The organism is Thauera sp. SWB20, from assembly GCF_000831325.1.
Taxonomy (GTDB): Bacteria; Pseudomonadota; Gammaproteobacteria; order Burkholderiales; family Rhodocyclaceae; genus Thauera; species Thauera aminoaromatica.
Genome location: NZ_JTDM01000015.1, coordinates 39,086 through 53,179 on the forward strand (window position 1 = coordinate 39,086; position 14,094 = coordinate 53,179).

General features: G+C 68.0%; 13 protein-coding genes. 8 read left to right on the plus strand and 5 right to left on the minus strand.

Going from position 1 to position 14,094, the window contains the following annotated elements:
- The first annotated feature begins 25 nt into the window (after positions 1–25).
- Positions 26–709, plus strand: coding sequence for a sulfite oxidase heme-binding subunit YedZ (locus PO78_RS06275; protein ID WP_004325147.1), 684 nt, complete (start codon positions 26–28; stop codon positions 707–709).
- Positions 710–748: 39 nt separating this feature from the next.
- Here the strand turns inward: PO78_RS06275 and PO78_RS06280 are convergent, their stop codons facing one another.
- The 3 genes from PO78_RS06280 to yjgA are packed head-to-tail and all read right to left on the minus strand — an operon-like array spanning position 749 to position 3,194.
- The gene (locus PO78_RS06280; protein ID WP_043742949.1) at positions 749–1,999 is read right to left on the minus strand and encodes a methyltransferase domain-containing protein; all 1,251 of its coding nucleotides are present in this window, start codon (positions 1,997–1,999) and stop codon (positions 749–751) included.
- Positions 2,000–2,022: 23 nt separating this feature from the next.
- Positions 2,023–2,613: a molybdopterin adenylyltransferase gene (mog, locus tag PO78_RS06285; RefSeq protein ID WP_004313539.1), complete on the minus strand. Its 591-nt coding sequence runs from the start codon at positions 2,611–2,613 to the stop codon at positions 2,023–2,025.
- The gene (yjgA, locus tag PO78_RS06290) at positions 2,610–3,194 is read right to left on the minus strand and encodes a ribosome biogenesis factor YjgA (RefSeq protein WP_004313537.1); all 585 of its coding nucleotides are present in this window, start codon (positions 3,192–3,194) and stop codon (positions 2,610–2,612) included. The genes mog and yjgA overlap by 4 nt, the downstream gene beginning before the upstream one ends.
- A 65-nt stretch (positions 3,195–3,259) precedes the next feature.
- On the opposite strand from yjgA, the gene pmbA reads away from it, so the two are divergent.
- The gene (gene pmbA / locus PO78_RS06295; protein ID WP_012585083.1) at positions 3,260–4,606 is read left to right on the plus strand and encodes a metalloprotease PmbA; all 1,347 of its coding nucleotides are present in this window, start codon (positions 3,260–3,262) and stop codon (positions 4,604–4,606) included.
- A 116-nt stretch (positions 4,607–4,722) separates the two neighbouring features.
- Complete coding sequence (locus PO78_RS06300; RefSeq protein WP_043742816.1) at positions 4,723–5,829, plus strand: TRAP transporter substrate-binding protein; 1,107 nt, start codon at positions 4,723–4,725, stop codon at positions 5,827–5,829.
- A gap of 64 nt (positions 5,830–5,893) precedes the next feature.
- Here PO78_RS06300 and PO78_RS06305 read toward each other — a convergent pair whose 3' ends face one another.
- Both PO78_RS06305 and PO78_RS06310 read right to left on the minus strand, forming a co-directional pair.
- Entirely contained in the window at positions 5,894–7,537 is a 1,644-nt protein-coding gene (locus PO78_RS06305; RefSeq protein WP_043742818.1) for a TRAP transporter large permease, read from the minus strand.
- The gene (locus tag PO78_RS06310; RefSeq protein WP_012585081.1) at positions 7,534–8,130 is read right to left on the minus strand and encodes a TRAP transporter small permease subunit; all 597 of its coding nucleotides are present in this window, start codon (positions 8,128–8,130) and stop codon (positions 7,534–7,536) included. The genes PO78_RS06305 and PO78_RS06310 overlap by 4 nt, the downstream gene beginning before the upstream one ends.
- A 120-nt stretch (positions 8,131–8,250) precedes the next feature.
- Here PO78_RS06310 and PO78_RS06315 point away from each other — a divergent pair, with 120 nt between their 5' ends.
- The 5 genes from PO78_RS06315 (at position 8,251) to glyA (ending at position 14,070) form a co-directional block, all read left to right on the plus strand.
- Positions 8,251–8,925: a histidine phosphatase family protein gene (locus PO78_RS06315; protein WP_012585080.1), complete on the plus strand. Its 675-nt coding sequence runs from the start codon at positions 8,251–8,253 to the stop codon at positions 8,923–8,925.
- A gap of 134 nt (positions 8,926–9,059) precedes the next feature.
- Positions 9,060–10,142 (plus strand): TRAP transporter substrate-binding protein, encoded by a 1,083-nt coding sequence (locus PO78_RS06320; protein WP_012585079.1) that lies wholly within the window; start codon positions 9,060–9,062, stop codon positions 10,140–10,142.
- 131 nt (positions 10,143–10,273) lie between these two features.
- A complete protein-coding gene (locus tag PO78_RS06325) occupies positions 10,274–10,876 on the plus strand; it encodes a TRAP transporter small permease subunit (RefSeq protein WP_043742820.1) in 603 nt (200 codons plus the stop codon).
- Positions 10,873–12,690: a TRAP transporter large permease gene (locus tag PO78_RS06330; protein ID WP_043742822.1), complete on the plus strand. Its 1,818-nt coding sequence runs from the start codon at positions 10,873–10,875 to the stop codon at positions 12,688–12,690. The genes PO78_RS06325 and PO78_RS06330 overlap by 4 nt, the downstream gene beginning before the upstream one ends.
- Before the next feature lie 129 nt (positions 12,691–12,819).
- Positions 12,820–14,070: a serine hydroxymethyltransferase gene (glyA, locus tag PO78_RS06335; protein ID WP_012585076.1), complete on the plus strand. Its 1,251-nt coding sequence runs from the start codon at positions 12,820–12,822 to the stop codon at positions 14,068–14,070.
- The last annotated feature ends 24 nt before the right edge of the window (positions 14,071–14,094 follow it).

The following is a 14,094-nucleotide window of genomic DNA, read 5'->3' on the forward strand; positions in this document are numbered from 1 at the left end:
GCACTGCATCCCGCCGACCGCAACGATGAATCTTTCCCTCAGAAGCCCCTCCGCGGGCACGATCGTCGCCTTCAAGGCGATCGTGTTCGCCCTCTGCCTGCTGCCCGCAGTGAACCTTGCGCTCGGCTGGCAGGCGAACGCGCTCGGCGCCAACCCGATCGAGACGATCACGCGCGCGAGCGGGGAATGGACGCTGCGCCTGCTGCTGATCACACTCGCCGTAACGCCGCTGCGCCGCTTCAGCGGCCTGCACTGGCTGCTGCGCCTGCGCCGCATGCTCGGCCTCTTCGCGTTCGCGTACGCGCTCGGGCACTTCGCGATCTATCTGTGGCTGGACCAGTTCTTCGACTGGAACGCGATCGCCCTCGACATCCTCGACCGCCCCTTCATCACCGTGGGCTTCGCCGCCTTCGTGCTGCTCATTCCGCTCGCCGCGACCTCGAACAGCTTCGCGATCCGACGCCTCGGCGGGCGCCGCTGGCAGTCGCTGCACCGCTCTGTCTATGCGATCGCGATCTTCGCCGTGGTGCACTTCTGGTGGCTGGTGAAGGCGGACATCGGGCGTCCGCTGCTCTACGCGAGCATCCTCGCCGTGCTGCTCGGCCTGCGCGGCTGGTGGCGCGAACTCGAACGCCGGCGGCAGCTCTCGGTGCCGCCGCCGGCGAAGCACCTGGAGAAGAAGGTGATCCGGCTGGTGCCGCGGCAGTAGGCGGCACCGCGGCGCCGTCGGGCCCGGCGGCGCCACGCCTCAGCGCGGAGCCAGGCGCCAGAGCGAGGTCGTTTCCGCCGCGCGCGCCGCATGCAGCGGATCGTCCGCATCGGCCGCCTTGCCGTGGCGCGGACGGATGTCCTCGCGTCCGAGGACGCGCAGTCCCGCGGCCTCGATCCAGCCGAGAAGCTCGGCGCGACTGCGCAGGCCGAGGTGTTCGGCGAGGTCCGACAGGATCAGCCAGCCCTCGCCACCTTCCTCCACGTGTTCCGCCAGGCCGGCGAGGAAGCCGCGCAGCATGCGGCTGTCGGGGTCGTAGACCGCGTACTCGATCGCCGAGCTCGGCTTGGCCGGCACCCAGGGCGGGTTGCACACCACCAGCGGCGCGCGGCCGGGCGGGAAGAGATCGGCCTGGAGCAACTGCACGCGGCCGGCGGAAACCTGAAGTTCGGGCGCAGCGGCGCCCGGGATCGTGCAGGAGGTTGTGCCCGGGGCGCCCTCCTCCGCCGCGGCCCCGGCCAGCAACCCGAGGCGCGCGAGGTTCTGCTGCGCGCAACCCAGCGCACGCGGCGACACGTCGGTGGCCACCACGCGCGCCACCCCGCGGCGCGCGAGCAGCGCGGCGATGACGCCGGTGCCGGTACCGATGTCGAAGGCGAGCGTGGTCGCGGGCAGCGGCGCGCGCGCGATCAGGTCCAGGTATTCGCCGCGGATCGGCGAATAAACGCCGTACCAGGGGTGGATGCGCTCGCCGAGCGCAGGGATGGCGACGCCCTTGCGCCGCCACTCGTGCGCGCCGACGAGGCCGAGCAGCTCGCGCAGCGACATCACGAAGGGTGCCGCAGCGAGGTCCGCATCCGCTGTGCCGGCGACCGCCTCGGCGACGACTTCGGCGACCTCGGGCGCGCGCCGCAGCGGAATGCGCACGCCGGCCTCGAAGGGGATCAGCAGCATGCCCAGGGCGCGCGCGCGCTGCGCCTGCGCCATGCGGTGGAGGTGGAAGGCCTCGGCGGGCGTGGCCGGCGCCTTGCCCGGCTTGGCCGCCCTGCCCGGTTTCCGCGCGCGCGCGTCGGCGCGGCGCGCCATCGCCTGCAGCAGCTGGCGGGCGTTGTGGTAGTCGCCGCGCCACAGCAGGGCGCTGCCCTCGCAGGCCAGGCGCCAGGCCGCATCGGCCTTGGTGGTGTCGTCGGCGATCACCACCCGGCGCGGTGGCGCCTGGCCGCTCTCGGAACGCCAGCGCGCACTGCAGCGGCGCACGCTGCCGTCGTCCGCAAGCTCTTCCCAGGTCAGCGTCGCCGCTGCGCTCGAGGTGCTCACGCCTGCTTCGGCCGCATCGCGTGCTTGGGGCGGAAGGCCTTGATCATCGCGTCGTCGGTCTCGACATACGGACCGCCGACGAGGTCGATGCAGTACGGCACTGCGGCGAAGATGCCGACGTGGCGCACGCTGCCGTCGGCGTCGCGCACGCCTTCGAGGGTTTCGCGGATCGACTTGGGCTGGCCGGGCAGGTTGATGATGAGGCACTTGCCGCGGATCACCGCGACCTGGCGCGACAGGATCGCGGTGGGTACGAAGTTCAGGCTGATGCGGCGCATCTCCTCGCCGAAGCCGGGCATCTCCTTGTCACCGATCGCGAGCGTGGCCTCGGGGGTCACGTCGCGCACCGCCGGACCGGTGCCGCCCGTGGTGAGCACGAGGTTGCAGCCGGCCCGGTCGACCAGCTCCACCAGGGTGCGCTCGATCAACGCACGCTCGTCGGGGATCAGCCGGGTCTCGGCGCTCCACGGCGACGTGAGCGCCCTGCCCAGCCAGTCTTTCAGCGCGGGGATGCCCTGGTCTTCGTAGGTGCCCTCGGAGGCGCGGTCGCTTATCGACACGAGGCCGATGCGGATGTGTTCGCTCATGAGTTCGGTCCCTGTTCTGCGGCGTCCTCGTCGGACGGGGTCTCCGCCGCCTCGGCGGCGGCGTCGCGGGCTTCCTGCAGCTCGCGCAGCACGCGGAAGATCTCGCGGAAGGACTTCGGCGGCTTGGCGGCCTCGCGCTCCTTGAGCGCGTTGCGGCGCAGGGTGCGCAGGTATTGCAGGTCGGCCTCGGGCCAGGTCTCGGCGATGGTGCCGATGGTCTGCTCGTCTTCGAGCAGCTGCTCGCGCAGGCGCTCGAGGCGGTGCATCTTCGCCACCTCGGCGGCGGAGTTGCCGGCGAAGATGTCGAGTTGGGCCTGAATGGGCTCGGGGTCGATCTTGCGCATCAGCTTGCCGATGTACTGCAGCTGGCGGCGGCGCGCCTCCATCTTGAAACCCTGGGCGGCGCGGATGGCCTCGTACAGGGTCTCGGGCAGCGGCACCTTCTTGAGGCGCTCGGGCGAGAGCGCGACGAGCTGCTCGCCGAGGTCCTGCAGCGCCTGCATCTCGCGCTTGCGGCTGCTCTTGCTCGGCGGCTCGGGAAAATCGTCCTCGTCCGCGGGGTCGGAATGGTGGTGGCGCATTGCTTGCATGGGGGGCTGGCTCGATCGGGGTAAGATTATAGCCTTTGCACGCACCCGGCCCGCCCATGTCCAGCCAAGGCTTCTCCTTCTCGCAGGCGCATCTCGCCGAGATCGCCACCGACATCCTGAAATACGCCCGCAAGCACGGCGCCTCGTCGTGCGAGACCGACGTCTCCGAGGGCTTCGGCCAGTCGGTCGCGGTGCGCCGCGGCGAGGTCGACACCATCGAGTACAACCGCGACAAGGGGGTGGGCGTCACGGTGTACCTCGGCCAGCAGCGCGGCTACGCGAGCACCTCCGACTTCTCGAAGAAGGCGCTCAAGGCCACGGTGGACGCCGCGCTCTCGATCGCGCGCTTCACCGCGCCCGACCCCTGCGCCGGGCTGGCCGACGCGGCGCTGATGGCGAAGGCGAAGGACATGCCCGAGCTCGACCTCTTCCATCCGTGGAACATCGACGTCGCGCAGGCCATCGAACTCGCCCGCCGCTGCGAGGACGCCGCCTTCGCGGTCAGCCCGAAGATCGGCAACTCGGAGGGCGCCAACACCTCGATCCAGCAGTCGCACTTCGTGTCGGCGAACAGCCACGGCTTCCTCGGCGGCTACGCCACCACCCGCCACGGTCTGTCGTGCTCGGTGATCGCCGGCGAGGGCGACGCCATGCAGCGCGAATACTGGTACGACTCGCGGCGCGACCCTGCCGAGCTGATGGTGGCCGAGGAGGTTGGCCGGCGCGCCGGCGAGCGCGCGCTGGCGCGCCTGGGTGCGAAGAAGATCCGCACCTGCGAGGTGCCGGTGCTGTTCGAGGCGCAGCTCGCGGTGGCGCTCGTCGGCAACTTCGTGCAGGCGGTGAGCGGCGGCTCGCTCTACCGCAAGTCGAGCTTCCTGCTCGACAGCCTCGGCAAGCAGGTGTTCTCGCCGGTGGTGAGCATCGCCGAGCGCCCGCACCTGAAGAAGGCCTTCGGCTCCAGCCCCTTCGACGGCGACGGCGTGGCCACCCGCGACCGCGAGGTGGTCACCGACGGGGTGCTGAACGGCTACTTCCTCTCCGCCTATTCGGCGCGCAAGCTCGGCCTGCAGACCACCGCCAACGCCGGCGGCTCGCACAACCTGATCGTGAAGCCCGGCGAGCAGGACCTCGCCGGACTGATCCGGCAGATGGACCGCGGCCTGCTCGTGACCGAGCTGCTCGGCCACGGCGTGAACTACGTCACGGGCGATTACTCGCGCGGTGCGGCAGGCTTCTGGGTGGAGAAGGGCCGCATCAAGCACGCTGTCGAGGAGATCACCATCGCCGGCAACCTGCGCGACATGTTCCGCGGCATCGTCGCGGTGGGTAACGACGCCCTGCCGCGCGGCGCCAAGCTGTGCGGCTCGGTGCTGATCGAGCGCATGAAGGTCGCCGGGCGCTGAGCCGGTGTCCGGACTTCATCCCGCCAGCGCGGTACCTTTCCGTCCCGTTGCGCGAGCGGCGTCTATAATCGTTCGCTGAATTCGCTGGAATCCACCCCCGAACACAAGGAGAAATCGTGGAACGTCGTTCATTCCTCAAGAAGGCCAGCGTCGGCCTTGCCGCCGGTGCCGCCGCAGGCGTCGCCTCCACCGCGGCCGTCGCCGCCCCCGCCGTCCAGACCGGCCTGCCCGAGATCAAGTGGCGCATGACCTCGAGCTTCCCCAAGAGCATCGACACCCTGTACGGCAGCGCCGAACTGCTCGCCAACCGCCTGCGCGAGATCACCGGCGGCAAGTTCGACATCCGCATCTTCCCGGCCGGCGAGATCGTCCCCGGCCTGCAGGCGCTCGACGCGGTGCAGCAGGGCACGGTCGAGATGTGCCACTCGTGCTCCTACTACTACGTCGGCAAGGACAAGACCTTCGCCTTCGGCACCGCCGTGCCCTTCGGCATGAACGCGCGCCAGATGGACGCCTGGATCATCGGCGGCGGCGGCCAGGAGCTGCTCGACGAGTTCTACGGCACTTACAACGTGTATTCCTTCCTCGGCGGCAACACCGGCGTGCAGATGGGCGGCTGGTACCGCAAGCAGATCAACACCCTGGAGGACATCAAGGGCCTGAAGATCCGCATCGCCGGCATCGCCGGCGAGATCATGTCGCGCATGGGCGCGATCCCGCAGCAGATCGCCGGCTCGGACATCTACCCCTCGCTCGAGAAGGGCACCATCGACGCCGCCGAGTGGGTCGCCCCCTACGACGACGAGAAGCTCGGCTTCTACAAGGTCGCGCCCCACTACTACTCGCCGGGCTGGTGGGAGCCGGGCCCGGTGGTGCACTTCTATGTGAACAAGGCCGAGTGGGACAAGCTGCCCAAGGAATACCAGGCCGCCTTCCGCGCCGCCTCGCGCGAGGCGCACATCCAGATGACCGCGATGTACGACCACAAGAACCCGCAGGCGCTCGCCCGCCTGCTCGCGCAGGGCGTCAAGCTGCAGAACTTCTCCAACGAGATCATGAAGAAGGCCTTCGACATCTCGCGCGAGCTGTACGCCGAGGAGGCCGCGAAGAACCCGGCGTGGGCCAAGATCTACGCCGAGTTCGAGAAGTACCGCAAGTCGCAGAACGCGTGGTTCAGCGTCGCCGAGGCGGGCTTCGACCGCTTCATGCAGTCGGTGCGCTGACGGGCTTCAGGCTTCAGGCGCAAAAAAAGCCGGGCATGCCCGGCTTTTTTCATGGTGCGCGCACTCAGTCGCCCTGCAGTTTCCGCATCAGGTCGGCGTTCGAATCGCCCGCCGCTGCGGCCCCGCCGCCGCCCTGCAGCAGTTGCTCGAGGTCGAGTTCCTGCTGCTGCGCCGGCTTGGCGCCCGCGTCGCCGTAGGACACCAGGCCGGGGAAGGCGATGATGAGGCCGACCATGACAAGCTGGATGATCACGAAGGGCACCGCACCCCAGTAGATCGACGCCGTCTTCACCTTCTCCGACGCCACCGAGCGCAGGAAGAAGAGCGCGAAGCCGAAGGGCGGATGCAGGAAGGAGGTCTGCATGTTCACCGCCAGCAGCACGCCGAACCAGATCAGGTCGATGCCGAGCTTGTCCGCCACCGGCGCGAGCAGGGGCACGATGATGAAGGCGAGCTCGAAGTAGTCGAGGAAGAAGGCGAGCACGAAGACGAGCAGGTTCACCGCGACCAGGAAGCCGGTCTGCCCGCCGGGCAGCGAGGTCATCAGGTGCTCGACCCAGAGGTCGCCGTTGACACCGCGGAAGGTGAGGCCGAACACGCTGGAGCCGATCAGGATGAAGACCACGAAGCACGACAGCTTGGTGGTCGAATCCATCGCCTGCCTGAGCAGCGGCAGCGACAGGCGCCGGCGCGCGAGCGCCATCAGCACCGCGCCGAGGGCCCCCATCGCACCGCCCTCGGTCGGCGTCGCGACGCCGATGAAGATGGTGCCGAGGACGAGGAAGATCAGCCCGAGCGGCGGGATCAGCACGAAGGTCACGCGCTCGGCCATGCGCGACAGCAGGCCGATGCCGAAGATGCGGTTGACCATCGCTGCCACGAACGCGATGCCGATCCCGGCCATCGCCGACACCACCACCACCTCGTCGCGCGGTGCATCGGCGCGATAGATCTGGCTGGCGAAGAGCCAGGCGCCGGCGCCCGCGACCACGGTCAGCAGGGCCAGCGAGCGCAACCCGCTGGCGCCATCGGGCTCGCGCAGCGTCCGCGCCTCGGGCGGCATCGCCGGCGCGAGCGACGGCCGGAAGATCGCCACCACCGCGACATAGACCACATACAGGCCGGTGAGGACCAAGCCCGGGACCAGCGCGCCTTGATACATGTCGCCGACGCTGCGGCCGAGCTGGTCGGCCATCACGATCAGCACCAGCGAGGGCGGGATGATCTGCGCCAGCGTCCCGGAGGCGGCGATCACGCCGGTGGCGAGGCGATGGTCGTAGCCGTAGCGCATCATGATCGGCAGCGAGATCAGACCCATCGAGATCACCGAGGCCGCGACCACGCCGGTGGTCGCCGCGAGCAGCGCGCCGACGAAAATCACCGCGAAGGCGAGGCCGCCGCGGATCGGCCCGAACAACTGACCGATGGTGTCGAGCAGATCCTCGGCCATGCCGCTGCGCTCGAGGATCAGCCCCATGAAGGTGAAGAAAGGCACCGCGAGCAGGGTGTCGTTGGCCATGATGCCGAAGATGCGCTCCGGCAGCGCCTGGAACAGCGCACCGTGGAGCAGGCCGAGCTCGATGCCGACGAGGCCGAACAGGATGCCGTTGGCCGCGAGCGCAAACGCCACCGGAAAGCCGAACAGCAGGAAGAGGATCATGGACGCGAACATCAGCGGCGCCATGTTGGCGACGACGAACTCGGTCATGGCTCCACCCTCCCCTCGCGCTGCGCCTTGATCGCTGCGACCAGGTCCGCGGTCGCTGCGCCGGAGGACTTCTTCTGCAACGGGTCGGGGCCGTGGCCGGCGAGGAAGGCGATGCGCTTGACCAGCTCGGAGAAGGCCTGCAGCACGAGCAGGCCGAGACCGAGCGGCAGCATCATCTTGACCGGCCAGCGGATCAGGCCGCCGGAGTTCTGCGACATCTCGCCCGAGGCGAGCGAGGTCATCACGATCGGCCACGACAGCCACAGGATCAGCCCGGCCATCGGCAGCAGGAAGAACAGGATGCCGACGATGTCCACGACGTTCTGCCCACGCGGCGACAGCCGGCTGGTGAGGATGTCGATGCGCACGTGCTCGTTGCGCAGGAAGGTGTAGCCCGCGGCGAGCATGAAGATCGCGGCGAACAGGTACCACTGGATCTCGAGCAGGGCGTTGGAACTTGTGTTAAACAGCTTGCGGACGAGGGCGTTGCCGGCGCTGATCACCACGGCGACCAGCACCAGCCACATCACGGCGCGTCCGACCCGTTCGTTGATCCAGTCGATCAAGCGGGATAAGCGCAGCAAAGAAGACACGGGAAAACTCCGGAAACCGGGGCGGGACGCCGCCCGGTGCCGCTTTGCGAGCCGGCAGGCCTTAAAATCTCGATTATCCCACAAGGGCCGCCCTCGCCGGGCGACAGCTTGCCGATCACGATGAAAACACGAAACTCGACACAATCCGCACTTGCTTGCCGGATCTGCCTCGTACGCCACGGCGAGACCGCCTGGAATGCCGAGCGCCGCCTGCAGGGCCACATCGACGTGCCGCTCAATCCGCGCGGCCTGTCCCAGGCCGAGGCCACCGCGCGCAGCCTCGCGCGCGCCGGCGAACGCTTTGCCGCGCTCTACAGCAGCGACCTGCAGCGCGCGCGCCAGACGGCCGACGCGGTCACGCGCGCGCACGGCCTCGCCGCCACCCACGACGCACGCCTGCGCGAGCGTCACTACGGGGTGCTGCAGGGACTGACCTTCGAGGAAGCGGAACACCAGCAGCCGCAGGCCTGGCAGCACTTCAGGAAGCGCGATCCGCAAGTGGCGCTCGACGGCGGCGGCGAGAGCCTGCACGGGCTCGCCGCGCGCGTGCATGCGGCACTGGAGGAGATCGCCGCACGCCACGCCGGCGAGTCGGTGGTGGTGGTGACCCACGGCGGCGTGCTCGACATCGCCCACCGCCTGGCCACCGGCAAGACGCTCGAGGGCGTGCGCGATTTCGCGATCCCGAACGCCGCGCTCAACTGGATCGAACACACGGCCGGAAGCTGGCGGTTGATCGCATGGGCCGACGAGCGTCACCTCGCCGACGCATTGGACGAACTGCCCGGAACCTGATGCGAAGCGCATCGAAAATGACGTAGACGACCGCCATTAGGGTTTTCCGTGGATTACGGCCCGGAATCGGGTCTTCCTATAATCGCATCGAAGGTTTCGATCACACATCACACCTCACGCGACAAGGAGACACCGTGGAACGTCGTAAATTCCTGCAGGGCGCCGGCATGGCCGGCATTCTCGCCGCCGGCACCGCACCGGCCATCGTCAACGCTCAACAGCAGATCCGCTGGCGCCTGGCCTCCAGCTTTCCGAAGTCCCTGGACACCGTGTTCGGTGCAAGCGAGGCATTCGCCAAGTACGTTTCCGATGCAACCGGCGGCAAGTTCGTGATCTCGGTGCACCCGGCGGGCGAACTCGTACCCGCCTTCGGCGTGGTCGATGCCGTGCAGCAGGGCACCATCGAGTGCGCACACACCGCGCCCTACTACTTCTTCGGCAAGGACGAGACCTTCGCCTTCGACTGCACCATCCCCTTTGGCATGACCTCGCGCGCGATGAGCGCGTGGATGTTCGAAGGCAACGGCCTCAAGCTGATGCGCGAGTTCTACGCCCAGTTCAACATCGTGAACTTCCCCTGCGGCAACACCGGCGCGCAGATGGGCGGCTGGTTCCGCAAGGAGATCAAGTCGGTCAAGGACGTCGAGGGCCTGAAGATGCGCATCGGCGGCTTCGGCGGCCGTGTGCTCGCCAAGCTCGGTGCGGTGCCGCAGAACATCCCCGCCGGCGAGATCTACCAGTCGCTGGAGAAAGGCACGATCGACGCCGCGGAATGGATCGGTCCTTACGACGACCTCAAGCTCGGCCTGCACAAGGTGGCGCAGAACTACTACTTCCCGGCGTGGTGGGAAGGCAGCACCCAGTTCTCGGTATATATCAACGACAAGCAGTGGAATGGCCTGTCGGCCGAGTACAAGGCGATCGTCGAGCAGGCCTCGCGCGCCGCGCACGTCACCTGCCAGGCGCGCTACGACGCCCGCAACCCGAGCGCGCTCAAGCAGCTGATCGCGGAAGGCGCCAAGCTGTCGCGCTTCCCGAAGGACTTCATGGACGCCGCGTTCAAGGCCTCGCGCGAGGTCTATGCAGAACTGAACGAGAAGAACGCCAACTGGAAGAAGGTCTACCCCGACTACAGCCGCTTCCTCGCCGACCAGGTGCAGTGGGAGTCGGTCGCAGAAGGCAACTACGCGCAATACCTGGCTTCGCAGAAGCTGTGACGATCGGATGTCCGGGCGCAGCTGCTTGCGTTCCGGACATCGCTCGCGGCACCCCCGCCCCCTCCCTCACGCCGAGCGAAGCCCTGGCCCCGCTCGGCATTTTTGTGCACGCAAGCCTCGAGGCGAGCCAAATGGACACCCTCCTCCGAATTTCACACGGCATCGATGCCGTGAGCCGCTTCTTCGGCAAGTTCATCATCTGGCTGGTGCTCGCCGCCGCGCTGATCAGCGCCTCCAACGCGGTCGCACGCAAGGCCTTCAACATCGGCTCGAACGCCTTCCTCGAGATCCAGTGGTACCTCTTCGCCGCGGTCTTCCTGCTCGGCGCCGGTTACACCTTCCTGCAGAACGCTCACGTCCGCATCGACGTGCTCGCCGGCAAGCTGTCGATGCGCACGCGCATGTTCATCGACATCGCCGGCATCATCGTGTTCCTGTTGCCGATGTGCTGGTTCATGATCCAGTTCGCCTGGCCGGTGGTGGTGGGCGCCTACGTCTCGGGCGAGATGTCGTCCAACGCCGGCGGCCTGATCCGCTGGCCGGTGTATGCGCTGGTGCCGCTCGGCTTCGGGCTGCTCGGCCTGCAGGGGATATCGGAGCTGATCAAGCGCTTCGCCTTCCTGCAGGGCAAGGCGCCCAATCCGCTGCTGCATGGCGCGCACGAAGGCAACGAGTCGCACGACGCGACGCACGACCACCCCCATCATGATCAGGCCGGCGAGGTGCAGAAATGATCGAACTCTTCACCGCCCACGCCCCCGAACTGATGTTCGGGTCGCTGCTGCTCTTCCTGCTCACCGGCTTCCCGGTCGCGTTCGCCCTCGCCGCCTGCGGCCTGCTGTTCGGCTTCATCGGCGTCGAGATCGGTCTGCTTTCGCCCAGCATCTTCCAGGCACTGCCGCTGCGTGTCTTCGGCATCATCCAGAACGACACCCTGCTGGCGATTCCCTTCTTCACGCTGATGGGCCTGGTGCTCGAGCGCAGCGGCATGGCCGAGGAACTCCTCGACACCGTCGGCCAGGTGTTCGGGCCGGTCCGCGGCGGCCTCGCCCTGGCGGTGATCTTCGTCGGTGCCCTGCTCGCGGCGACCACCGGCGTGGTCGCGGCCGCGGTGATCTCGATGGGCCTGATCTCGCTGCCCATCATGCTGCGTTATGGCTACAGTCCGGCGATCGCCAGCGGCGCGATCACCGCCTCCGGCACGCTGGCGCAGATCGTGCCGCCCTCGCTGGTGCTGATCGTGATCGCCGACCAGCTCGGCCGCAGCGTCGGCGACCTCTACAAGGGCGCCTTCATCCCGGCCTTCATCCTGATCGGCCTCTACGCGCTGTTCATCGTCGGCCTGGCGATCTTCAAGCCGGCCATGGTCCCCGCACTGCCGCCGGAGGCGCGCACCTACCGCGAGCCGGACGGCAGCTCGGGCATGCGCTCGCTCGGGGTGTTCACCCTGTTCGTCACCGTCGTCGCGGTCACCTTCGGCATGTACTACGGCGAGATCCTGTCCGCCCTCAAGGGCGCCGAGGTCAAGCCGGCGATGGACGAGACCATCGTCGTAGCGCTCACCGGCGGCACCCTGTTCGCCTTCGTCGCGGCGATGATCAACAAGCTCACCGGCATGGGCTTGCTGTCGCGCATCACCGAGCGCGTGACCTTCGTGCTGATCCCGCCGCTGGCGCTCATCTTCCTGGTGCTGGGCACGATCTTCCTCGGCGTGGCCACACCGACCGAGGGCGGCGCGATGGGCGCGGTGGGCGGCATGATCATGGCCTACTCGCGCGGCAAGCTCGACATGGCGATGCTCAAGCACGGCCTCGAGGCCACCGCGCGACTGTCGTGCTTCGTGCTGTTCATCCTCATCGGCTCGACGATCTTCAGCTTCACCTTCACCGCAGTCGATGGGCCGATCTGGGTCGAGCACCTGTTCGACAAGCTGCCCGGCGGCGAGATCGGCTTCCTGGTGTTCGTGAACACGGTGATCTTCGTCCTCGGCTTCTTCATCGACTTCTTCGAGATCGCCTTCATCCTGGTCCCGCTGCTCGCGCCGGTGGCCGACAAGCTGGGCATCGACCTGGTGTGGTTCGGCGTGCTGCTGGCGATGAACCTGCAGACCTCCTTCCTGACCCCGCCCTTCGGCTTCGCGCTCTTCTACCTGCGCAGCGTGGCGCCGGCGAAGGACTACCTCGACCGCGTGACGAAGAAGCGCGTGGCCGGCGTCAAGACGATGGACATCTACGCCGGCTCGATCCCCTTCGTGCTGATGCAGATCATCATGGTGGTGGCGCTGATCGCATTCCCGGGCCTGGTGACCTTCACGCTGGACAAGAAGATGGAGGTGGATCTCGACACCATCGAGATCAAGGTCGAGGGCAGCGGGGGCGGCGATGGCGGCGGCTGGGGCGCACAGCAGTCCGACAGCTGGGGTGGCGGGGCATCGCCTGCGGACCCCCCCGGCAGCGCAGCGCCGGAGGGCAGCGGCACGCCCCCTTCAGGAGAGCCCGCAGCGGCCGCAGGCAACGAGGGCTACGGCACGCAGCAGCGCGGCTGGTAAGGCCGCCGCCTCCCTGCCGGCGGCGGGCGTCCGACGGGCGCCCGCCGCTTTTTCGTGCATCGCCGCATGCTAGAATCGCGCGTCCGAATCCCCTCGATTCCGCCCAACCCCATCCGGTAAGCAGACGCCATGTTCTCTTCGCAAGACACCCTCGCCAAAGTCGATCCCGAGCTGTGGTCCGCCATCCAGGCCGAAAACAAGCGCCAGGAAGACCACATCGAACTGATCGCCTCCGAAAACTACGTCTCCCACGCGGTGATGGAAGCCCAAGGCTCCCAGCTCACCAACAAGTACGCCGAGGGTTACCCGGGCAAGCGCTACTACGGCGGCTGCGAACACGTCGACATCGCCGAGCAGCTGGCCATCGACCGCCTCAAGGCGCTGTTCGGCGCCGAGGCCGCCAACGTGCAGCCGAACTCCGGCTCGCAGGCCAACCAGGCCGTGCTGATGGCCTTCGCCAAGCCGGGCGACACCATCATGGGCATGAGCCTGGCCGAAGGCGGCCACCTCACCCACGGCATGCCGCTGAACATGTCCGGCAAGTGGTTCAACGTGGTCGCCTACGGTCTCGACGCCAAGGAAGAGATCGACTACGACAAGATGGAAGCGCTGGCGCGCGAGCACAAGCCGAAGATCATCATCGCGGGCGCCTCGGCCTACGCGCTGCGCATCGACTTCGAGCGCTTCGCGAAGATCGCCAAGGAAGTCGGCGCGATCTTCTGGGTCGACATGGCGCACTACGCCGGCCTCATCGCCGCGGGCTTCTACCCCAACCCGGTGCCGCACGCCGACGTCGTCACCTCGACCACCCACAAGACCCTGCGCGGCCCGCGCGGCGGCATCATCCTGATGAAGGCCGAGCACGAGAAGGCGCTCAACTCGGCGATCTTCCCCGGCCTGCAGGGCGGCCCGCTGATGCACGTCATCGCGGCCAAGGCGGTGGCCTTCAAGGAGGCGGCCTCGCCCGCGTTCCGCGACTACCAGGAGCAGGTGATCGCCAACGCCCGCGTGATGGCACGCGTGCTGTCCGAGGAGCGCGGCCTGCGCATCGTCTCCGGCCGCACCGAGAGCCACGTCTTCCTGGTCGACCTGCGCAACAAGAAGATCACCGGCAAGGCCGCCGAGGCGGTGCTGGGCAGCGCCCACATCACGGTGAACAAGAACTCGATCCCGAATGACCCCGAGAAGCCCTTCACCACCTCGGGCATCCGCCTCGGCTCGCCGGCGATGACCACGCGCGGCTTCACCGAGATCGAGGCCGAGAAGATCGCCCACCTGATCGCCGACGTGCTCGACGCACCGCAGGACGAGACGGTGATCGCGCGCGTGCGCGGCCAGGTGGCCGAGCTGTGCGCGAAGTTCCCGGTCTACGGCAAGTAAGCCGTTCGGCGGAGCGGGCGCCGC